The sequence below is a fragment of the Variovorax sp. GW821-FHT09D04 genome (assembly GCF_059416405.1).
This window is the reverse complement of the sequence record NZ_JBWKPA010000005.1, coordinates 237,783-257,842: the sequence shown is the minus strand read 5'-3', so window position 1 is coordinate 257,842 and position 20,060 is coordinate 237,783. Positions and strand designations below refer to the sequence as shown.

Below are 20,060 nucleotides of genomic sequence, written 5' to 3'. Positions count from 1 at the left end.
CCGGGATCGGTGTTGGTTCCGCAAGAATTCGCGAAACCGGCAGATCATGTTACTTGACCTGCTGTTTGCCGAGTTTGCGTGCCAATGTGCGCCGATGCATGCCGAGCCGGCGCGCGGTTTCCGAGATGTTGAAGCCGGTCTCGGCCAGCATTTCGTGGATGCGCTCCCACTCCAGCGTCTTGATCGAGGTGGAACGGTTGGTCAGTTCGACCTCGGTGGTGCCGGTGGCGCGGCCGAAGGCGGCCTCGATGTCGTCGGTGTTCGAGGGCTTGGCCAGGTAGTGGCAGGCGCCGAGCTTGATGGCCTCGACGGCGGTGGCGATGCTTGCGAAGCCGGTGAGCACCACGATCAGCATCTCGGCGTCGTGCCGGTGCAGCATCTGCACGCAGGCCAGGCCCGAGGCCTCGCCGTTGAGCTTCAGGTCGACCACGGCGTAGCCGGGCGAGGGGCCGTCGCCTTCCTCGAGCAGCGCTTCCACCTCCTCGAGGTTGCGCGCATGCACCACCACGTAGCCGCGCCGCTCGAAGGAACGCGCGAGCGTGCGCGCGAAGGCCTCGTCGTCCTCGACGATGAGCAGCTGGCGGACTTCGGCGGTGTCGGGGGTGTGGGTCATGGGCTGCTCGGGGCTTGGGGGGCGGCGGTGTCCTCGTCCTCTTCGAGCACGATGGCCGCCAGCGGCAGCGTGATGGTCACGATGGCGCCGCCCTCGGGGCGGTTGCGCACGGCGACGCGTCCGCCCAGCGTGCGCGCCACGTTCACGACCAGGAACAGGCCCAGCCCGCCGCCGGGGCGGCCCTTGCTCGACTGGTAGGGCTTGCCGAACTCCGCGAGGATGGCCGGCATGAAGCCGGGGCCCGCGTCGGTGACGGTGATGGTGAGCGCGTCGGCGTCGTGCGTGGCTTCCAGGCGCAGCCAGTGGGGCGAGGCCTCGAGCGCGTTGTCGAGCACGTTGCACACCATCTGCTTGATGGCCGAGTCGGACACCATGGGCAGGTCCTGGCCGAACAGGTTCTCGTAGTCGAACTCCTCGACCGGGCGCGTGGTGCGCCATTCTTCGACGAGATCGTCCAGGAAGGTGCGCACGGTGGTCTCCTCGGACGACTCGCCGCGCGTCTCGCCGGCCGACAGCAGGATGCCGCTCACGATGCTCTTGCAGCGCTGGATCTGCACTTCCATCTCGGCCACTTCCTGCAGCAGCTCGGGGTCGGAGCTGAAGTGCGGCAGCCGGCGCCAGTCGCCCAGGATCACGGCCAGCGTGGCCAGCGGCGTGCCCAGCTCGTGCGCTGCGCCCGAGGCCAGCAGGCCCATGCGCACGATGTGTTCCTCTTCGGAGGCGCGCTGGCGCAGGTCGGCCAGGCGCGCGTCGCGCACGCGCAGGTTGCGGCTGATGCGGGTGATGAAGACCACCAGCAGCGCGGCGTTGAGCGCAAAGCACACCAGCATGCCCTGCACGTAGGGGCTCCACAGGCCGCGGTCGTGGTCCAGCGGCAGCGGCAGCGGGCGCGAGAACAGCGCCAGGCCAGCGAAGCACAGGCCGGTGATGACCACGATGGTCCAGGTCGACCAGGCCTTGAGCAGCACCGCGCCCAGGATCACCTGCAGCAGGTACAGAAAGACGAAGGGGTTGGTGGCGCCGCCGCTGAGGTACAGCTGGGCCGTGAGCGTGGCCACGTCGACCAGCAGCGCGACGAACAGCTCTTCGTTGGTCACACGGCCATGGATGCGCAGGCGCAGCAGGCTCACCATGTTGAACAGCGCGAGGCAGGTGAGCACCTGCAGCATGTGGTTCAGCGGCAGGCGGATGCCGAAGCCGTAGTGCACCACGAGGATGGTGGCCACCTGCCCGACCACGGCGAACCAGCGCAGCTGGATCAGCTGCTGCATGTTCTGGTGGCCGATGGCGTTGTCCAGGCTGGCGACGCCCGCGCGCGGGGCGTGCAACTCGCCGGCCACCGCGACGAGCTTGTCAGTCGCGGCGGGCATCGGCGGGGTCGGGGCGTGCGGCGTCGGCATGCGGTGCATTTTCGCCGCTACCGTCTTGCGATGCCCGCCGGCGCCGGTCGTCGCGCCACACGAACCCGTAGGCGCCGAGCACCATCAGCGCCAGCCCGTACCAGGTGAGTGCGTAGACGAGGTGGCTGTTGGGAAAGGCGACGACCGTCAGGCCGCCCGCCGGCCACGTGGGCGCGGCCTGTGCGGGCGCGGGCCCGGCCTCGGCGTCGACGAAGTAGGGCGCCACGTCGGCCAGGCCGCGCGCGGCGGCAATGGCCTGCACGTCGCGCGAGAACCAGCGGTCGGCCGCGGGGTCGTTCGTGCGCAGGAAACCGCCCTTGGGCTCGGTCAGGCGCAGCAGGCCGGCCACGGTGGTGTCGCCCTGGGGCTCGGGGGCGGTGCGCGCCGCGCGTTCACGCGCTTCAGGCGGCACGAAGCCGCGGTTGACGAGCACGACGCTGCCGTCGGCGGTGCGCAGCGGGGTCAGCACCCAGAAGCCGGCACCGAGCCGGGTGCTGGCCTGAACCAGCGCTTCCTTGTCATGGAGGAACGTGCCGTGAAGGCGCACGTGCCGGTATTCGTCGTTGGCCGCGTTGACCGTGGGCCATTCGGATCGCGCCGGCGCGTCGGCGGCCGGGGCGTGCACGCGCTGGTCGACGCGGGCGATGAGATCGAGCTTCCAGGCCCTGCGCTCGACCTGCCAGGTGCCGAGCGCAAGAAAGCCGGCAAAGGCCAGGAGGGCGCAGACCGCCAGCGCCGCACGCGTGACAACGGAGCGCGGGCGGGCGGCCGGGGCCATCAGGGCATGTTCTTCATGTCGTGGACCATGGCCGGCATCATGTTGGTGTTCATGTGATACATGACCCACAGCGAGCCGGCCAGCGTGATGACCACGAGCACCAGCGTGAAGATCAGCGCCAGCATGTTCCAGCCGCCTTCGGACTTGGCGTCCATGTGCAGGAAGTACACCATGTGGACCACGATCTGCACCACGGCGAAGCCGAGGATGACGAGGGCGGTGGTGCTCGGGTTGGCGATCACCTTGCCCATCACGAGCCAGAACGGGATCGCGGTCAGGATCACGGCCAGCACGAAGCCGGTCATGTAGCCCTTGAAGGTGCTGTGGCTCACGGGGCCGTCGTCGTGGTGGTCGCCGTGACCGTGGCTGTCGTGTGCACCGTGGCCGTGTGCGGCGGTGGCGGTGTGTGCGGGGGCGCTCATGCCATCGATCCCATGAGGTAGACAAAGGTGAAGACGCCGATCCACACGACGTCCAGGAAGTGCCAGAACATCGACAGGCACATCAGGCGGCGGCGGTTGGCGGCGGTGAAGCCGTGCTTGGGCAGCTGGACCATCAGCACGACCAGCCAGATGATGCCGAAGCTCACGTGCAGGCCGTGCGTGCCCACCAGCGCGAAGAACGACGACAGGAACGCGCTGCGCTGCGGGCCGGCGCCTTCGTGCAGCAGGTGCGCGAACTCGTACAGCTCCAGGCCGATGAAGCCCAGGCCGAGCAGGCCGGTGATGCCCAGCCACAGCAGCACGCCGCCCATGCGCTTGCGCTGCATCTCGAGCATGGCGAAGCCGTAGGTGATCGACGACAGCAGCAGCAGCGAGGTGTTCATCGCCACCAGCGGCAGGTCGAACAGGTCGGCGCCCGAGGGGCCGGCCGCGTAGCTGCGGCCCAGCACGCCGTACACCGCGAACAGGCAGGCGAAGATGAGGCAGTCGCTCATCAGGTAGAGCCAGAAGCCCAGCAGCGTGCCGTTCTCGGGGTGGTGGTCCTCGTTGCGGACGTGGAACAGGTCGAACGCCGGTGCGTTCGCGTTCCGGGAGGGGAGGGCGGTGGTATCAGACATGGGCGGTGGCCAAGAGGCGCGTGCGTGCTTCTTCGGTGCGAACGACTTCTTCCGCGGGGATGTAGTAGTCGCGCTTGTAGTTGAAGGTGTGGGCGATGATCGCGACCAGCATGGCCACGAAGCCGATGCCGGCCACGAGCCACATCTGCCAGATCAGCGCAAAGCCGCACACCGCGCTCAGCGCCGCGATGATGAAGCCGGCGGCCGTGTTCTTGGGCATGTGCACGGGGCTGAAGCCGTCCAGCGGACGCTGGTAGCCGCGGGCCTTCATGTCGGTCCAGGCGTCGTTGTCATGCACGCGCGGCGTGAACGCGAAGTTGTAGGCCGGCGGCGGCGACGAGGTCGACCACTCCAGCGTGCGGCCGTTCCACGGGTCGCCCGTGGTGTCGCGCAGCGAGTCGCGGCGAATGAAGCTCACCACCAGCTGGATCAGGAACGAGGCGATGCCCAGGGCGATCAGCACGGCGCCGACGGCGGCGACCTGGAACCAGATCTGCAGCGACATGTCCTGGAAGTGGCTCATGCGGCGGGTGACGCCCATCAGGCCCAGGATGTACAGCGGCATGAAGGCCATCCAGAAGCCGACGATCCAGAACCAGAACGAGCACTTGCCCCAGAACGGGTCCAGCTTGTAGCCGAAGGCCTTGGGGAACCAGTAGGTGATGCCCGCCAGCATGCCGAACAGCACGCCGCCAATGATCACGTTGTGGAAGTGGGCGATCAGGAACAGGCTGTTGTGCAGCACGAAGTCGGCCGGGGGCACGGCCAGCAGCACGCCGGTCATGCCGCCGATCACGAAGGTGATCATGAAGCCGATGGTCCACATCATGGGCAGCTCGAAACGGATGCGGCCGCGGTACATGGTGAAGAGCCAGTTGAAGATCTTCGCGCCCGTGGGGATCGAGATGATCATCGTCGTGATGCCGAAGAACGAGTTCACGCTGGCGCCGGAGCCCATGGTGAAGAAGTGGTGCAGCCACACGAGGTACGACAGGATCGTGATCACGACCGTGGCGTACACCATCGAGGCGTAGCCGAACAGGCGCTTGCCCGAGAAGGTGGAGACCACTTCCGAGAAGATGCCGAAGGCCGGCAGGATCAGGATGTACACCTCGGGGTGGCCCCAGATCCAGATCAGGTTCACGTACATCATGGCGTTGCCGCCCATGTCGTTCGTGAAGAAGTTGGTGCCGACATAACGGTCCAGCGACAGCAGGGCCAGCACGGCCGTGAGCACCGGGAAGGCGGCCACGATCAGCACGTTGGTGCACAGGGCGGTCCAGGTGAAGACGGGCATCTTCATCATGGTCATGCCGGGCGCGCGCATCTTCACGATGGTGGCCAGCAGGTTCACGCCTGAGAGCAGTGTGCCGACCCCCGCGATCTGCAAGGACCAGATGTAGTAATCGACCCCCACGTCAGGGCTGAAGAGGATGCCCGACAGCGGCGGGTACGCCAGCCAGCCGGTCTTGGCGAACTCGCCCACGAACAGCGAGGCCATCACGAGGCCGGCGCCGAAGGTCGTCATCCAGAAGCTGAAGTTGTTCAGGAACGGGAAGGCCACGTCGCGCGCGCCGATCTGCAGCGGCACCACGAAGTTCATGAGGCCCGTGACCAGCGGCATCGCCACGAAAAAGATCATGATCACGCCGTGGGCGGTGAAGATCTGGTCGTAGTGGTGCGGCGGCAGAAAGCCCGCGTTGTCGCCGAAGGCGACGGCCTGCTGGGCCCGCATCATCAGTGCGTCGGCGAAGCCGCGCAGCAGCATCACCAGGCCCAGGATGATGTACATGATGCCGATCTTCTTGTGGTCGATGCTGGTGATCCAGTCGCGCCACAAGGTGCCCCACAGCTTGAAGTAGGTCACGGCGCCCAGCAGCGCCAGGCCGCCCAGGATCACGGCCGCGAAGGTCACGAGCAGGATGGGCTCGTGAAGGGGAATCGCCTCCCAGGAGAGGCGGCCGAAGACGAGCTTCGTCAGGTCTAGGTTCTGCAACATCTTAGTCTTCGGTGGTGCACATCGCGGTGACGTACTTGCGCTTGGGCGTGTCGAGGGAGTCGGCCTGCCAGGCCTGCTTGGTGGCGACGTTGAAGGCGCCGGGCTTGCCCAGGCCGCCGTCAGCGTCGATGGCCATCATTTCCTTCATGCACATCTTGTTGCGGTCGACGCACAGGTTCAGGATGGCGTCGTACAGGGCCGGGTCGACCGCGGCGTAGTGGCGCACGGGCTCGCGCTCGCTCGGCACTTCGAGCTTCTTGTACTGCTCGCGGGTCAGTTCGCCCTCTTTGCCGGTCTTGACCTTGGCCACCCACTGGTCGAAGCCGTCATGGCTCAGGCCGTGGAACTTGAAGCGCATGCCCGAGAAGCCCGCGCCGCTGTAGTTGGCGGAGAAGCCGTCGAATTCGCCCGGCTTGTTGATCACCGCATGCAGCTTGGTCTCCATGCCCGGCATGGCATAGATCTGGCCGGCCAGCGCGGGGATGAAGAAGGAGTTCATGACCGACGAGGCCGTGATCTTGAAGCTGATCGGGCGGTCCACCGGGGCGGCCAGCTCGTTCACCGTGGCGATGCCCTGCTCGGGGTAGATGAAGAGCCACTTCCAGTCCAGCGCCACCACCTCGACCACCAGCGGCTTGGTTTCGGCGGGAATCGGGCGTTGCGCGTCCAGGCGGCTCAGCGGGCGGTACGGGTCCAGCGTGTGGGTGCTGATCCAGGTGATCGCGCCCAGCGCGATGATGATCAGCAGCGGCGCGGCCCAGATCGCCAGCTCGAGCTGCGTGGAGTGGTCCCAGTCGGGGCTGTAGGTGGCCTCCTTGTTCGACTGGCGATAGCGCCAGGCAAAGAAGATGGTCAGGGCGATCACCGGAATGATGATGATCAGCATCAGCACCGTGGAGACGACGATCAGGCGTCCCTGCTGGTTGGCGATGTCGCCGGAGGGGTTCAACAGCACCGTGTTGCAGCCCGCCAGGAAAATGGCGGAAAGCAGCAGAAGTGCTCGGCGAAGGGTCTTGAGGATGTGCATGCCGGGAGAGGAAAGTGCGAAGGCCGCGCAAAAATGACCCTGCAATCTACGCCGCCCAAGGGATTCCGCCTATTGGACGTTTTGTCCTATGGCGGTAAACGCAATTCGGTGAGACGCTACAGGGTGTCCAGAATTTCCCCTGTGTCGTGCCCCGGCATGACACCCGAATTACAGCCAGCCAGCTAGCAAGATGACGACGTCCAGCATCAGTCCACCAGGCGCCCAGCCTGTGTCGCACCCGACCGAAGGCGGCGCCCGCGCCGCAGACGCCGACCATTCGCACATCGCCCCGGGCGAGATCGCGGTCGGCGTGGTCATCGGCCGCGCCTCCGAGTATTTCGACTTCTTCGTCTACGGCATCGCCTCGGTGCTGGTGTTCCCGGCGGTGTTCTTCCCCTTCGAGCAGCGCCTGGAAGGCGTGCTCTGGGCCTTCGTGATCTTCTCGTTCGCCTTCATCGCGCGCCCCTTCGGCACCGTGATCTCGATGGCGATCCAGCGGCGCTTCGGGCGCGAGACGAAACTGACCATCGCGCTGTTCCTGCTGGGCACCTCGACCGCCGGCATCGCCTTCCTGCCGGGCTACGCGAGCATCGGCTTCACGGCCATCGTGCTGCTGTCGATCTTCCGCTTTGCCCAGGGCCTGGCGCTGGGCGGCTCGTGGGACGGCCTGCCGTCGCTGCTGGCGCTGAACGCACCGCCCAACAAGCGCGGCTGGTACGCCATGCTGGGCCAGCTGGGCGCACCGCTGGGCTTCTTCCTGGCCAGCGCGCTGTTCGCGTACCTGTATTCCAGCCTGCCGTTGGCCGACTTCCTCGACTGGGGCTGGCGCTACACCTTCTACGTGGCCTTCGCCATCAACGTGGTGGCGCTGTTCGCGCGCCTGCGCCTGGTGGCCACCGACGAGTACGCGCGCCTGCTCGAAGAGCGCGAGCTGCAGCCCACCAGCGTGGTCGAGCTGACCCGTTCGCAGGGTGCCAACCTGCTGATCGGCGCGTTCGCCGCGTTGGCCAGCTACGCGCTGTTCCACCTGATCACGGTGTTCCCGCTGTCGTGGATCTCGCTGTACTCCGACCAGTCGATCACCGAGTTCCTGATCGTGCAGATGGTCGGCGCGGTGTTCGGCGCCATCGGCATCGTGGCCTCGGGCCTGATCGCCGACCGCATCGGCCGTCGCTTCACGCTCGGCGGCCTGGCCGCCATGATCGCCGTGTTCAGCGGCTTTGCGCCCACGCTGCTCGACGGCGGACGCATCGGCCAGGACATCTTCATCGTGCTGGGCTTTGCGCTCCTGGGCCTGTCGTACGGCCAGGCGGCCGGCGCCGTGACCTCCAACTTCGCGCCCAAGTACCGCTACGTGGGCGCGGCCCTCACGGCCGACCTGGCCTGGCTCATCGGCGCGGCCTTTGCCCCGCTGGTCGCCCTGGGCCTTTCAGCGCACTTCGGCCTGGCCTTCGTGAGCATCTACCTGCTGTCGGGCGCGCTTGGCACGCTGGCGGCGCTGGGGCTGAACCGGGCGCTGGCGCGGGACTGACCGGCGTTGCCGCTGTGTTTGCAAAGAAGGGGCCGATGGCCCCTTTTTTCATGGCCTCTGCGTCGCTCGCTTAGGATTCGCCTCGATGTTCACCGCCGCCATTTTTGACATGGATGGGCTGCTGATCGATTCGGAGCGCCCCATCATGGCCGCCTGGATCGCCGCGGCCCGCACGCTCGATGTCGAGCTTTCGCACGCCCAGTACCTGCAATGCGTGGGGCTGGCCATGAGCGAATCGAAGCAGATCCTTGCCGCGCTGCTCGGCGGCCCCGCCGCCTACCAGCACGCGGCGACGCAGGTGACCGCCGCGCTGCAGCTGGAACGCGCCGACGGCGACGCCCGCCCGCTCTTTCCCATCAAGCCCGGCGCGGCCGAGCTGCTCGCCGCCTTGCGCGGACGCGGCACGCGCTGCGCGGTCGCCTCGTCGTCCACGCGCGGCCAGATCGCGGCCTGCCTGGGCAGCCTTGATGTGCTCCACCACTTCGAGGCCTTCGCGGGCGGCGACGAAGTGGCGCGCGCCAAGCCCGATCCGGCGCTGTACCGCCTCGCGGCCGAGCGCCTGGGCGTGGACCCTGCCGATTGCGTCGCCTTCGAAGACAGCGAGAACGGCGCCAAGGCCGCGCTGGCCGCCGGCATGTGCGTGGTGGTGGTGCCCGACCTCAAGCACCCGCCCGAGGCGATCGTCGCTCAGGCCTTCCAGGTGCTCGATTCGCTGCACGACGCGATGCCGCACGTGCCGCGCTGGTTTCCCTGACGAAGTCAGGGCCCGTGTTCAGTTCAGTTCAGAGCACTTCGTCCCGCAGCTGCGGGAACACCTTCGACACCTTGGCCAGCAGGTAGTCGCCGTAGCGGCCGCTGAAGGCGTGCACGTTCGCGCGGTCCCAGCGCTCGGCGCTGTCGTCGAGCGCGTCGGCACCGGCCAGGCCCTCGATGCGCTGCACGCGGGCCTCGAAGTTCGGGTCGAAGAACAGCGGGAACGACAGCCGGTCGCGGCCCGAGGTGTTGCGCTTCACGCGGTGCGGCGTCGACTTGTAGAGCCCGCCGGTCATGCGGTCGAGCATGTCGCCGATGTTGCAGACGAAGGCGCCGGGCACCGGCGGCGCGTCGATCCAGCCGCCCGGCGTGTGCACCGCGAGGCCGCCCACGGTGTCCTGGTGCAGGATCGTGAGCAGGCCGTAGTCGGTGTGCTCGCCCACGCCCCATTGCACGTCCAGCCCTTCGGGCACGGCCTGCGTCGGGTAGTTGAAGAGGCGGAACAGGATCAGCGGGTCGGCCGTGTAGCGTTCGGCGAAATAGGAAGCGGGCAGGCCGAGGCTCAGCGCGATGCCTTCCATGAGCCGGTGACCCAGCTGCGTGACGACGTCCATGTACGCGAGGATGGTCTCGCGAAAGTCCGGCACGTCGGGAAAGAGATTCGGCCCGTGCACCGGCGTCTTCGCCAGCACCAGCGGGTGGTCGGCGGGCAGTTCGGTGCCCAGGTACAGGCCTTCCTTCCAGTCGGGGCGGCCCGAGGTCAGCTCGCCGCCGCGCGGGAAGAAGCCGCGCCAGGCACGGCCGCCCAGGGCCATGCGCCATTGCATCTTGGTTTCTTCGGGCAGGTCGAAGAACTGGTGGCTCAGGTCTTCGAGCCGCTGGATCAGCGCGGCGTCGACGCCGTGGCCCGTGACATAGAAGAAGCCGTGCGCGCGGCAGGCGTCGCCGATCTGCGCCGCCACGCGTGCGCGTTCGGGCGTGCCGGCCACCAGCGGGGCGACGTCGATGAGGGGGAGGGAGGAGTCGGTCATGCGTCTCTCGAAAAAGGCGAACGGATGTCGGACAGGAACTGCTGCGCACGCGGGTGCTGCGGGCGGTTGAAGAAATCGTCGGGCGTGGCGCGTTCGAGCACCTGGCCCTGGTCCATGAAGAGCACGCGGTCGGCCACCTCGCGCGCGAAGCCCATCTCGTGCGTGACGCACACCATGGTCATGCCGTCGCGTGTGAGGTCGCGCATCACCAGCAGCACCTCGCCGACCATCTCGGGGTCGAGCGCGCTGGTGGGCTCGTCGAACAGCATCAGCGGCGGCTTCATGGCGAGCGCGCGCGCAATGGCTACGCGCTGCTGCTGGCCGCCCGACAGCTCGCCGGGCCACGCATTGGCCTTGTTGGCAAGGCCCACGCGCTCCAGCAGCGCCATCGCGCGCGCGTCGGCCTCCTTGCGCGACAGGCCGTGCAACTGCATCGGCGCCATGGTGCAGTTCTGCAGCACGCTCAGGTGCGGGAACAGGTTGAACTGCTGGAACACGAAGCCGATGCGCGAGCGGAACGCGTTCACGTCCAGGCCCGGCGCGTGGATGTCCTGCCCGTCGAGCGTGATGCGGCCCGACTGGATCGGCTCCAGCCGGTTGAAGGTGCGGATCAGCGTCGACTTGCCCGAGCCCGAGGGCCCGCACACCACGACCACCTCGCCCTTGTGGATGGTCTCGGTCACGTCGACCAGTGCGTGGTAGCTGCCGTACCACTTGTTGACTTGTTGGAGTTCGATCATGCGGGCACCTTGATAGGCGCGGCGGGAAGGCCGCGGCGGGCGAGCCGGCGCTCCAGCCAGTAGGCGAAGCGCGAGAGGCCGAAGCACAGGATGAAGTAGGTCAGGCCCAGAATCAGGTAGATCTGCGCCGGCTTGGTGAACACCTGCGTGTTGATCTGCGTGGCGATGAACGACACCTCGGCCAGCCCGATGATGTAGCCCAGCGAGGTCTCCTTGATGGTCGAGACGAACTGGTTCACCAGTGAGGGCAGCATGCTGCGCAGCGCCTGCGGCAGCACCACGAGGCGCATCGCGCCGAAGTAGCTCAGGCCGAGCGCGCGCGCGGTTTCCATCTGCCCGCGCGGCAGGCCCTGGATGCCGGCGCGCACGATCTCGGCGAGGTAGGCGGCATCGAAGATCACGAGCGCGATCAGCATGGTGGTGAACTGGTCGGTCTTCACGCCCGTGACGCTGGGCAGGAAGAAGTAGGCCCAGAAGATCACCATCAACAGCGGCAGGCCGCGCACCACGAACACCAGCGCCGTGACGGGCCAGCGCACGCAGCGCCACGGGCTCACGCGCGCCAGGCCGAGCACGATGCCCAGCGGCAGCGCGAGCACCAGCCCGCACGAGGCCAGCAGCAGCGTGAGCACCAGGCCGCCGAGCGGGCCGTTGGGATACTGCCCAATGAGAAAGTAGACCCAGTAGTCGTTGATGATTTCGAGCATCAGCGCACCGCCTTCAGATCGTCCGCACCGGGAAGCGGTGGTGGTACCAGGTGGCGAGCCCGGTGATGGCCAGCGACACCGTCAGGTACGCCGCGCTCGCGAACGCGAACGACTCGAAGCTGCGGAAGGTCGCGCTTTCCACCTGCCCCGCTTGGTACATCAGCTCGGCCACGCCGATCACCGTGGCGATCGAGGTGTTCTTCCACAGGCTCAGCGTCTGCGAGATGAGCGGCGGCACGGTCACGCGCAGCGCCTGCGGCAGCACCACGCGGCGCATGGTGGCCAGGAAGCTGAAGCCCAGCGCGCGGCCGGCCTCGAACTGCACGGCCGGGATCGAGCGGATGCCGCTGCGGATGTCCTCCGCCATGAAGGCGGCCGTGTACAGCGACAGCGCCACGATCGCGCTGTAGGCCTCGATGTGGCCTTCATAGAGCCAGGTCTTCAGGCCTTCGGGCAGCAGCTCGGGCGCGCCGAAATACCAGAACAGCATGTGGGCCAGCAGCGGGATGTTGCGGATCGATTCCACGTACGCAAAGCCGAGCCAGCGCAGCGGCGCCAGCGGCGAGAGCCGCAGCAGCGCCACCACCAGCGCCAGCGGCAGCGCGAAGACGAGCGAGACCGCGAGCAGCTGCAGCGACAGCCACAGGCCCGCGACCAGCATGTCGTGGTACTGGCCGGTCAGCAGCAGCGAATAGTCGAACAGGGGCATGGGAAACGGGAGGCACGGCGAAAGGCGCCGGGGCGCACATGGTACGCATGCGCGCCGTGCCGCTCAAAAGCGAAGGGCGGGTCGCATGGCGGCCCGCCCCTGGTGTGCCGAGCGCGCGGGCTCAGTCGATCTTGTCGGTCTCGAGCTTGAAGTCGCGCGTCTGGAAGCCCGACGCCGTGTTCGGGCCGTACCACTTGATGAAGATCTTCTGCGCTTCACCCGACTTCTCGAGCTCGCGCAGCGTGTCGTCCACCACGGTCTTCAGGCCGCTCTCGCCCTTCTTGATGCCGATGGCCAGCGACTCGGTGCTCAGGTTCTGCTTGAGCACCACGTACTGCGCCTTCTGCGGGCCCAGCTTGGCGTAGCTGCGCAGCAGCGCGGCCTCGTCGTCCACGTAGCCCACGCCCTTGCCCTGCTGCAGCGCCTGGAAGGCTTGCTGGCTGGTGTCGAAGGTCACGACCTCGGCGGTGGGTACGGCCTTGCGGATGTTGGGCTCCTGCGTGCCGCCGCGGATGGTCAGCACCTTCTTGCCGCCGAGCTGCGGCACCTCGGTGATGCCACTGGTCTTCTTCACGATGGCCTTCTGGCCGGTGACGAAGGTGGTGAGCGAGAAATCGATCTGCGCCTCGCGCTCCTTGTTGTGCGTGAGGCCGGCGGCCACCAGGTCCACGTGGCCCTGCTGCAGCTCGGGAATGCGCGCGGCCACGGCGATCTGCTTGAGCACCGGCTTCACGCCGATCTTCTTGGCGATGGCGTTCACCAGGTCGACCTCGTAGCCGACGATCTGGCGCGTCTTCGGATCGATGAAGGTGGCGGGCTCGTCGGTGCCGAGCACGCCGACCACGAGTTCGCCCTTCTTCTTGATGTCGGCGAGCTGGTCCGCATGGGCGGCAACGCCGGTCAGCAGGGCGGAAGCGGCAAGGGCCGCGGCAAGCAGGGTGTGGCGCATGGTGGGGATCGTCCTCTCTCCAGAGTGAAATTCAGGCCGGAACCATATCAATAAAACCCAAGATTATTAAATCGTCAATCGACATATGCATATGGGGCTGATGAATCGGCCTGTTGCCGGCTGGGTTAAATTCGCGACGCCGCGACGTGCCCCGCCGCCGTCCCCCGAATGTCTTACCGAGCGAGCTTTTCATGATCATCCAACCCCGCGTGCGCGGCTTCATCTGCGTCACCACCCACCCCGTGGGCTGCGAAGCCAATGTCCGGCAACAGATCGCGTACGTCAAAGCCAAACCCCCCATCGCGGGCGGCGCCAAGCGCGTGCTGGTGATCGGCGCGTCCACCGGCTACGGCCTGGCCGCGCGCATCACCGCGGCCTTCGGCTGCGGCGCCGACACGCTGGGCGTGTGCTTCGAACGCGCGGGCAGCGCGACCAAGCCCGGCTCGCCCGGCTGGTACAACACCGCCGCCTTCCACCGCGCCGCCACGGCCGAAGGGCGCTACGCCAAAACCATCAACGGCGACGGCTTTTCCGACGCGGTGAAGCAGCAGGCCATCGAGACCATCCGCGCCGACCTCGGCCAGGTCGACCTCGTGGTCTACAGCCTGGCCGCGCCGCGCCGCACGCACCCGAAGACCGGCCAGGTCTTCAACTCCGTGCTCAAGCCCATCGGCAAGGCCGTGACGCTGCGCGGCCTGGACACCGACAGCGGGACCGTGAAGGAATCGGTGCTCGAGCCCGCCACGCAGGAAGAGATCGACAACACCGTCGCCGTCATGGGCGGCGAAGACTGGCAGATGTGGATCGACGCGCTACAGCAGGCCGGCGTGCTGGCCGACGGCGCCAAGACCACGGCCTTCACTTACCTGGGCGAGCAGATCACGCACGACATCTACTGGAACGGCTCCATCGGCGCCGCCAAGAAGGATCTTGACGAGAAGGTGCTGGACATCCGCGCGCAGCTGGCGGCCAAGGGCGGCGACGCGCGCGTGTCGGTGCTGAAGGCGGTGGTCACGCAGGCCAGCTCGGCCATTCCGATGATGCCGCTGTACCTGTCGCTGCTGTTCAAGGTGATGAAGGCCGAAGGCACGCACGAGGGCTGCATCGAGCAGGTGCACGGCCTGTACGCCGACAGCCTGTACGGCGCCACGCCGCACCTGGACGACGAAGGTCGCCTGCGCGCCGACTACAAGGAACTGGCGCCGCAGGTGCAGGCGCGCGTGCAGGAACTGTGGCCGCAGGTCACCGACGCCAACCTCAACGAGCTGACCGATTTCGCGGGCTACAAGACCGAGTTCCTGCGCCTGTTCGGCTTCGCCGTCGAGGGCGTGGACTACACGGCCGACGTGAGCACCGATGTGGGCATTCCCGATCTGATCCAACTCTAGAGTGCCCTCGAAGGGATACTCGCTTTCATGCAGATTCAAGACAAACCGCCCGCCGGCACGCCCTTCGAGTGGATCGGCGGCGAGCCGAAGGTGGAGGCGCTGGTCGAGCGCTTCTACGACCTGATGGACCTCGAGCCGGCCTACGCGCAACTGCGCGCCGTGCACGGCACCGACCTGGACAACGCGCGCCAGCGCCTGTTCTGGTTCCTGTGCGGCTGGCTCGGCGGGCCCGCCCACTACACCGACCGCTTCGGCCACCCCATGCTGCGCGCGCGGCACCTGCCGCAGGCCATCGGCGGCCACACCATCGGCATCAAGGAACGCGACCAGTGGCTGGCCTGCATGGACCAGGCGATGGGCGAGACCGGCGTGCCCGAAGACCTGCGCGCACGCCTCAGAGACTCCTTCTTCAAGACCGCCGACTGGATGCGCAACCGCGGCGAGTGACCAGACAACGATTCCCGAAAGACTGTTCTCCATGAATTCCATCGTCATCATCGGCGGCGGCCACGCCGCGGCCCAGCTCTGCGCGGGCCTGGCGGAAGCCGGGCAGGGCGCGCGCGTGCACCTGGTCTGCGAAGAGGCCTGCGAGCCGTATCACCGCCCGCCGCTGTCGAAGGCCTTCCTCAAGAGCGCCGAAGAAACCACGCAGCCGCACAAGGCCGCCGACTGGTACCGCGAAGCGGGCATCACGCTGCACCTGGGCGACGCCGCCGTGGCCATCGATCGCGAGGCGCACACCGTCACGCTGCGCTCGGGCGCGGTGCTGCCGTGGGAGCGTCTGGTGCTGGCCACCGGCACGCGCGCACGCCAGATGCCTGGCCTGCAGGCTGGCCTGGAGAACGTCGCGAGCCTGCGCGCCGCCGACGAGGCGCATCGCCTGCGCACGCGGCTGGCGGATGCGCAGCAGGTCACGGTGCTGGGCGGCGGCTTCATCGGCCTCGAAGTGGCGGCCACCGCGCAGGCGCTGGGCAAGCGCGTGCAGGTGATCGAGTGCGCGCCGCGCCTGCTGGGCCGCGCCGTGTCGCCCGAGCTGTCGGCGCACGTGCTGGCCACGCACCGCGCGGCCGGCATCGACATCGTGCTGGGCGCGCAGACTGGCGCCTTCGAGGTCGTGGGCGACCGGCTCGTGTCGGTCGAAGTCAACGGCGTGAAGCAGCCGATCGACCTGCTGCTGCTGGGCATCGGCGCGGTGCCCGAGACCGCGCTCGCGCAGGCCGCGGGCCTCGAGTGCGCCGACGGCATCGTGGTCGACGGCCACATGCAGACCAGCGCGGCCGACGTGCTCGCGGTGGGCGATTGCACGCGCTTCCCCGACCGCCGCGCGGGCCGTGCGCTGCGGCTCGAATCGGTGCAGAACGCGAACGACCAGGCGCGCACGGCCGCGGCCACGCTGACCGGCGCCGCGCGCGATCACGACGCGGTCGCGTGGTTCTGGTCCGACCAGGGCGGCCTGCGTTTGCAGATGGCGGGCCTCATGCCGGCCGAAGGCACGCCGGGCCTGGTGAGCGTGCGCCGCGCGGGGCCGAAGCCCGAGGCGTTCTCGCTGTTCCACTACGTCGACGGCCAGCTCGTGTGCGTCGAATCGGTGAACGCGCCGGTCGATCACATGATGAGCCGCAAGCTGCTCGAAGCGGGCCGCAGCCCCGCGCCCGAGGCGGTGGCGGACGCGGCGGTACCACTAAAGAATCACCTGGCGTAAATCTGACGTAACGGCTGTCGCAACGGCGCTGCACGGCAGGCCCGGATTCACCGGTCTGTCACCCGGCTTTCGGAGACTGGTCTTTCCTCATATCCGCAGGGAGACCTCTCGATGAACAACGCAGTGGCCGCGTCGCTGGCGCGCCTCGCCCCCATGTCCACCTGTGCCGCCGTCCTGGCCGCCGTGCTCACCGCCTGTGGCGGTGGCAACGGAGGCGGCACCACGTTCCCCCCGATCGTTCCGCCCCCTGCGCCCGCACCCGCTCCGGCGCCCGTGGCCGCCGGCACGCGCACCACGGTCGCGCTGCTCGAAACGACCGACCTGCACTTCAACGTGCGCAGCTACGACTACTTCAAGCTCGCCGAAGACAAGTCGTACGGCTACGAGCGCACCGCCACGCTCATCAACGCCGCGCGCAAGGAGTTCGCGAACACGATGCTGTTCGACAACGGCGACACCATCCAGGGCACCGCGCTGGCCGACTACGAAGCGCTGGTCAGCCGCATTCCGTGCACGCAGCCGCTGTCGATCTACAAGGTGATGAACGCCACCGGCTTCGATGCCGGCACGCTGGGCAACCACGAGTTCAACTACGGCCTGGACTTTCTCAACCAGGTGCTCGGCGGCGGCCTCGATGTCGAGGGCGTCGACGGCAGCAAGAAGTGCGCGGGCCCGAGTTTTCCGATGGTGGTGGCCAACGTGCACAGCCTCAAGAGCGGCAAGCCGCTCGTCGCGCCGTACACCATCGTCACGAAGCAGTTCACGGCCACCGCGCCGGATGGCAAGAGCGTGACGGTGCCGGTGAAGGTCGGTGTGATCGGCTTCACCACGCCCGGCATCATGAACTGGGACAAGCGTTTTCTCGAAGGCAAGCTGCGCACCGAAGGCGCGGTCGAAGCGGCCAAGCGCTACGTGCCCGAGCTGCGCGAGAAGGGCGCCGACATCGTGGTCGCGCTGCAGCACGGCGGCCTCGACGCCTCGCCGTACTCGCCGACCATGGAAAGCCCGGGCCTGTACCTGTCGAAGGTGCCCGGCATCGACGTGCTGATGATGGGCCACCAGCACGGCCTGTTCCCCGACCGCGGTGCCAAGCCCGGCTACACGCAGCCCGGCGTGGACAACGCCGCCGGCACCGTCAACGGCGTGCCGGCCGTGATGCCCAGTTCGTGGGGCAAGGCGCTGGGCCTCGTGAAGCTCGAGCTCGTGTGGGACGGCAAGGCCTGGGGCGTGGACAAGAGCAAGACGCTGGTCGAGGCGCGTTCGACCCAGATCGGCAAGGGCGTGTATGTCGATGCCGACCCGAGCGTGGCGCCGCTGGTCGACACCCAGCACCAGGCCGCGATCGACTACGTGAAGACGCCGATCGGCAGCACCGACTTCCGCATGAACACCTTCTTCGCCGACGTGGGCGACCCGGGCGCGATCCAGATCGTGAACCAGGCGCAGGCCGACTACGTGAAGACCTACATCCAGGCCAGCCTGCCGCAGTACGCGGGCCTGCCTGTGCTGTCGGTGAGCGCGCCCTTCAAGTCGGGCTTCGAGGGCGGGCGCGACTACACCGACGTGGCCGTGGGCAACCTGGCGATCTTCAGCGCCGCCGACCTGTACCTGTACCCGAACACGGTGTACGCGGTGAAGGTGACGGGCGCCGAGATCAAGGGCTGGCTCGAGGCCGCGGCCAAGCGCTTCAACAGGATCGACCCGGCGCTCACGACCGACCAGCCGCTGATCAGCACCTTCCCGGGCTACAACTTCGACATGTTCACCACGCCCGACATGCAGTACGAGATCGACGTGACGCAGGCCGTGGGCAGCCGCATCAGGAACCTCATGTACCTGGGCGCGCCCATCGATCCGGCGAAGGAGTTCGTCATTGCGACGAACAACTACCGCGCGACCAGCGGCGCGAGCTTCATTCCGGCGCTGGACGGGCGCGCGACGATCTACGCCTCGCCCGATGCGAACCGCGACGTGCTGATCGCCTACATCAAGGCGAAGAAGACGATCACGCGCGCGGCCGACGGCGCGGCGCGCAGCTGGCGCTTCACCAGGGTGACGACGGCGGGCAACGTGACGATCACGTCGGGGCAGGGGCAACTGAGTGCTGCGACCGATGCGGGGCTCGCGAACATCTCGCTGCTGACAGCGGATGACGGCAGCGGCAAGGGCCGCTCGGTCTACAAGGTCGATCTGAGCAAGTAAGAAGGGCAGGGCCCGTGCGGCGCCGTGTCAGCGCCGCACGGGCGCCAGCAGCACCACCAGCGCCCCGGCCCCGCCTTCGGCCGGCTTGGCCTGCACGAAGGCGATCACCTCGTTCTTCTGGATCAGCCAGCGCTGCGTCTTGGTCTTGAGCACCGGCTGCTTGCCGGGCGAGCCCAGGCCCTTGCCGTGCACCACGCGCACGCAGCGCAGCCCCTGCTTGTGGGCGTTGCGGATGAAGCCGCCGAGCGCCTCGCGCGCCTCGTCGCTGCGCAGGCCGTGCAGGTCGACCTGCCCCTGGATCGACCAGTCGCCCTTGCGCAGCCGCGCCGTGATGTCGGTGCCGATGCCGGGGCGGCGAAAGCTCATGGCGTCGTCGACGTCGAGCAGCGTGGTCACGTCGAACTCGTCGGACAGCGACTCGCGCAGCACGCGCTGCTCGTCGAGCTGGTGCTGAAACGGAATGGGCGCGGGCGGCTCGGGCGCGAGCGCCACGGCGGCCTTGCGGCGCAGCGGCTCGGTGGCGCCGATGGCGCGCGTGAACAGGTCTTTCTCGGCGGCGCGCTTGCGCTCGGCCGCGGCGCGCGCGGCGGCCTCCACGGCCTCGCGCTCGCGGGTTTCGGCGAGCACGCGCTGCACCTGCTTGAGGTCGGCCAGGTTCTTCAGGGCCGGGGGACGCGAAGAAGACGACGCCATCAGAGCAGCCCTCGTTCCGCCATCGAGAAGCTCTGGCCCGGGCTCACGATGACGTGGTCGAGCACGCGCACGTCGACCAGCGCCAGCGCGGCGCGCAGGGTCTGCGTGAGCGATTCGTCGGCGCGCGAGGGCTCGATGCTGCCGCTGGGGTGGTTGTGGGCCAGCACCACGGCCGCGGCCTGGTGGTGCAGGGCGCGGGTGACGACCTCGCGCGGGTAGACGCTGGTCTGCGTGAGCGTGCCGCGAAACAGCTCCTCGAGCGTGAGCAGGCGGTGCTGCACGTCGAGGAACAGCACCGCGAACACCTCGTGCGGGCGCGAGCCGATGTGCATCTGCAGGTATTGCTTGACCGCCTCGGGCGAGTCGAACACCGTGCGCTCCTTCAGGCGCTCGCCCATGGCGCGGCGCGCCAGTTCGAGCACGGCCGTGAGTTCGGAGCGCTTGGCGCTGCCGCCCATGCCCTTGATCGCCTTGAGGTCATCGGGCGCCGTGTGCAGCAGCCCCGACAGCCCGCCGAAGCGCTCGAGCAGTTGCTGGGCCAGCTGGAGCACGTTCTTGCCGGCCACACCGGTGCGCAGCAGCAGCGCCAGCAGCTCGGCGTCGGCAAGCGCGGCGGCGCCCCGCGCGATGAGCTTTTCGCGCGGTCGGGCGTCGAGAGGGAGATCCTTGAATGCCATGAAACCCTGCAGAAACCTGGGCCGGGGCGAGATGTTGCCCCGATCCTTAAAATGAGGGTCAGTTTATCGGGACACCTCCCTCGTCTTTGCCCACCTTCGCT

General features: G+C 67.9%; 20 protein-coding genes. 6 read left to right on the top strand and 14 right to left on the bottom strand.

What is annotated here, in order from left to right:
* Nucleotides 1-49: 49 nt before the first annotated feature.
* Genes AC07O4_RS17845 through cyoA form a run of 7 tightly spaced genes read right to left on the bottom strand, consistent with a single transcriptional unit; the run spans nucleotide 50 to nucleotide 6,877 of the window.
* Complete coding sequence (locus AC07O4_RS17845; RefSeq protein WP_495305249.1) at nucleotides 50-613, bottom strand: response regulator transcription factor; 564 nt, start codon at nucleotides 611-613, stop codon at nucleotides 50-52.
* A complete protein-coding gene (locus tag AC07O4_RS17840; protein ID WP_495305248.1) occupies nucleotides 610-1,983 on the bottom strand; it encodes an ATP-binding protein in 1,374 nt (457 codons plus the stop codon). The genes AC07O4_RS17845 and AC07O4_RS17840 overlap by 4 nt, the downstream gene beginning before the upstream one ends.
* Nucleotides 1,967-2,791 carry an SURF1 family protein gene (locus AC07O4_RS17835; RefSeq protein ID WP_495305247.1) on the bottom strand — a complete coding sequence of 275 codons (825 nt, stop codon included), beginning with the start codon at nucleotides 2,789-2,791 and terminating at the stop codon, nucleotides 1,967-1,969. Before AC07O4_RS17835 ends, AC07O4_RS17840 begins: the two co-directional genes overlap by 17 nt.
* A complete protein-coding gene (gene cyoD, locus AC07O4_RS17830; protein WP_062469089.1) occupies nucleotides 2,791-3,213 on the bottom strand; it encodes a cytochrome o ubiquinol oxidase subunit IV in 423 nt (140 codons plus the stop codon). Before cyoD ends, AC07O4_RS17835 begins: the two co-directional genes overlap by 1 nt.
* Entirely contained in the window at nucleotides 3,210-3,851 is a 642-nt protein-coding gene (gene cyoC / locus AC07O4_RS17825; RefSeq protein ID WP_062469091.1) for a cytochrome o ubiquinol oxidase subunit III, read from the bottom strand. The genes cyoD and cyoC overlap by 4 nt, the downstream gene beginning before the upstream one ends.
* Nucleotides 3,844-5,850 carry a cytochrome o ubiquinol oxidase subunit I gene (gene cyoB / locus AC07O4_RS17820; RefSeq protein WP_495305246.1) on the bottom strand — a complete coding sequence of 669 codons (2,007 nt, stop codon included), beginning with the start codon at nucleotides 5,848-5,850 and terminating at the stop codon, nucleotides 3,844-3,846. The genes cyoC and cyoB overlap by 8 nt, the downstream gene beginning before the upstream one ends.
* Nucleotide 5,851: 1 nt before the next feature.
* Nucleotides 5,852-6,877, bottom strand: a complete 1,026-nt coding sequence (cyoA, locus tag AC07O4_RS17815) for a ubiquinol oxidase subunit II (protein WP_062469097.1) — start codon at nucleotides 6,875-6,877, stop codon at nucleotides 5,852-5,854.
* Nucleotides 6,878-7,067: 190 nt separating this feature from the next.
* Here cyoA and AC07O4_RS17810 point away from each other — a divergent pair, with 190 nt between their 5' ends.
* Together AC07O4_RS17810 and AC07O4_RS17805 are read left to right on the top strand one after the other, a co-directional pair.
* The gene (locus tag AC07O4_RS17810) at nucleotides 7,068-8,408 is read left to right on the top strand and encodes an MFS transporter (protein ID WP_095743978.1); all 1,341 of its coding nucleotides are present in this window, start codon (nucleotides 7,068-7,070) and stop codon (nucleotides 8,406-8,408) included.
* A gap of 85 nt (nucleotides 8,409-8,493) precedes the next feature.
* Complete coding sequence (locus AC07O4_RS17805; RefSeq protein WP_495305245.1) at nucleotides 8,494-9,162, top strand: HAD family hydrolase; 669 nt, start codon at nucleotides 8,494-8,496, stop codon at nucleotides 9,160-9,162.
* A 28-nt stretch (nucleotides 9,163-9,190) separates the two neighbouring features.
* On the opposite strand, the gene AC07O4_RS17800 is transcribed toward AC07O4_RS17805, so the two are convergent.
* The 5 genes from AC07O4_RS17800 to AC07O4_RS17780 all read right to left on the bottom strand — a co-directional run bounded on the left by AC07O4_RS17800 (nucleotide 9,191) and on the right by AC07O4_RS17780 (nucleotide 13,297).
* The gene (locus AC07O4_RS17800) at nucleotides 9,191-10,192 is read right to left on the bottom strand and encodes an isopenicillin N synthase family dioxygenase (RefSeq protein ID WP_495305244.1); all 1,002 of its coding nucleotides are present in this window, start codon (nucleotides 10,190-10,192) and stop codon (nucleotides 9,191-9,193) included.
* Complete coding sequence (locus tag AC07O4_RS17795) at nucleotides 10,189-10,932, bottom strand: amino acid ABC transporter ATP-binding protein (protein WP_062469108.1); 744 nt, start codon at nucleotides 10,930-10,932, stop codon at nucleotides 10,189-10,191. Before AC07O4_RS17795 ends, AC07O4_RS17800 begins: the two co-directional genes overlap by 4 nt.
* Complete coding sequence (locus tag AC07O4_RS17790; RefSeq protein WP_447741757.1) at nucleotides 10,929-11,639, bottom strand: amino acid ABC transporter permease; 711 nt, start codon at nucleotides 11,637-11,639, stop codon at nucleotides 10,929-10,931. Before AC07O4_RS17790 ends, AC07O4_RS17795 begins: the two co-directional genes overlap by 4 nt.
* 13 nt (nucleotides 11,640-11,652) lie before the next feature.
* A complete protein-coding gene (locus tag AC07O4_RS17785) occupies nucleotides 11,653-12,348 on the bottom strand; it encodes an amino acid ABC transporter permease (protein WP_056578440.1) in 696 nt (231 codons plus the stop codon).
* Between the two features lie 121 nt (nucleotides 12,349-12,469).
* Nucleotides 12,470-13,297, bottom strand: coding sequence for an ABC transporter substrate-binding protein (locus AC07O4_RS17780; protein ID WP_095946445.1), 828 nt, complete (start codon nucleotides 13,295-13,297; stop codon nucleotides 12,470-12,472).
* A 191-nt stretch (nucleotides 13,298-13,488) separates the two neighbouring features.
* Here AC07O4_RS17780 and fabV point away from each other — a divergent pair, with 191 nt between their 5' ends.
* From fabV to AC07O4_RS17760, 4 genes are all read left to right on the top strand, one after another.
* Nucleotides 13,489-14,685, top strand: coding sequence for an enoyl-ACP reductase FabV (gene fabV, locus AC07O4_RS17775; protein ID WP_495305243.1), 1,197 nt, complete (start codon nucleotides 13,489-13,491; stop codon nucleotides 14,683-14,685).
* 27 nt (nucleotides 14,686-14,712) lie between these two features.
* Nucleotides 14,713-15,132 carry a group II truncated hemoglobin gene (locus AC07O4_RS17770; RefSeq protein WP_056578450.1) on the top strand — a complete coding sequence of 140 codons (420 nt, stop codon included), beginning with the start codon at nucleotides 14,713-14,715 and terminating at the stop codon, nucleotides 15,130-15,132.
* Between the two features lie 31 nt (nucleotides 15,133-15,163).
* The gene (locus AC07O4_RS17765) at nucleotides 15,164-16,387 is read left to right on the top strand and encodes an NAD(P)/FAD-dependent oxidoreductase (RefSeq protein WP_495305242.1); all 1,224 of its coding nucleotides are present in this window, start codon (nucleotides 15,164-15,166) and stop codon (nucleotides 16,385-16,387) included.
* Nucleotides 16,388-16,540: 153 nt separating this feature from the next.
* Nucleotides 16,541-18,589: a bifunctional 2',3'-cyclic-nucleotide 2'-phosphodiesterase/3'-nucleotidase gene (locus tag AC07O4_RS17760; RefSeq protein ID WP_495305327.1), complete on the top strand. Its 2,049-nt coding sequence runs from the start codon at nucleotides 16,541-16,543 to the stop codon at nucleotides 18,587-18,589.
* Nucleotides 18,590-18,616: 27 nt separating this feature from the next.
* On the opposite strand, the gene AC07O4_RS17755 is transcribed toward AC07O4_RS17760, so the two are convergent.
* Both AC07O4_RS17755 and radC read right to left on the bottom strand, forming a co-directional pair.
* Complete coding sequence (locus AC07O4_RS17755) at nucleotides 18,617-19,282, bottom strand: Smr/MutS family protein (RefSeq protein ID WP_495265756.1); 666 nt, start codon at nucleotides 19,280-19,282, stop codon at nucleotides 18,617-18,619.
* Nucleotides 19,282-19,959, bottom strand: coding sequence for a RadC family protein (radC, locus tag AC07O4_RS17750; RefSeq protein WP_495265755.1), 678 nt, complete (start codon nucleotides 19,957-19,959; stop codon nucleotides 19,282-19,284). The genes AC07O4_RS17755 and radC overlap by 1 nt, the downstream gene beginning before the upstream one ends.
* Nucleotides 19,960-20,060: the final 101 nt, after the last annotated feature.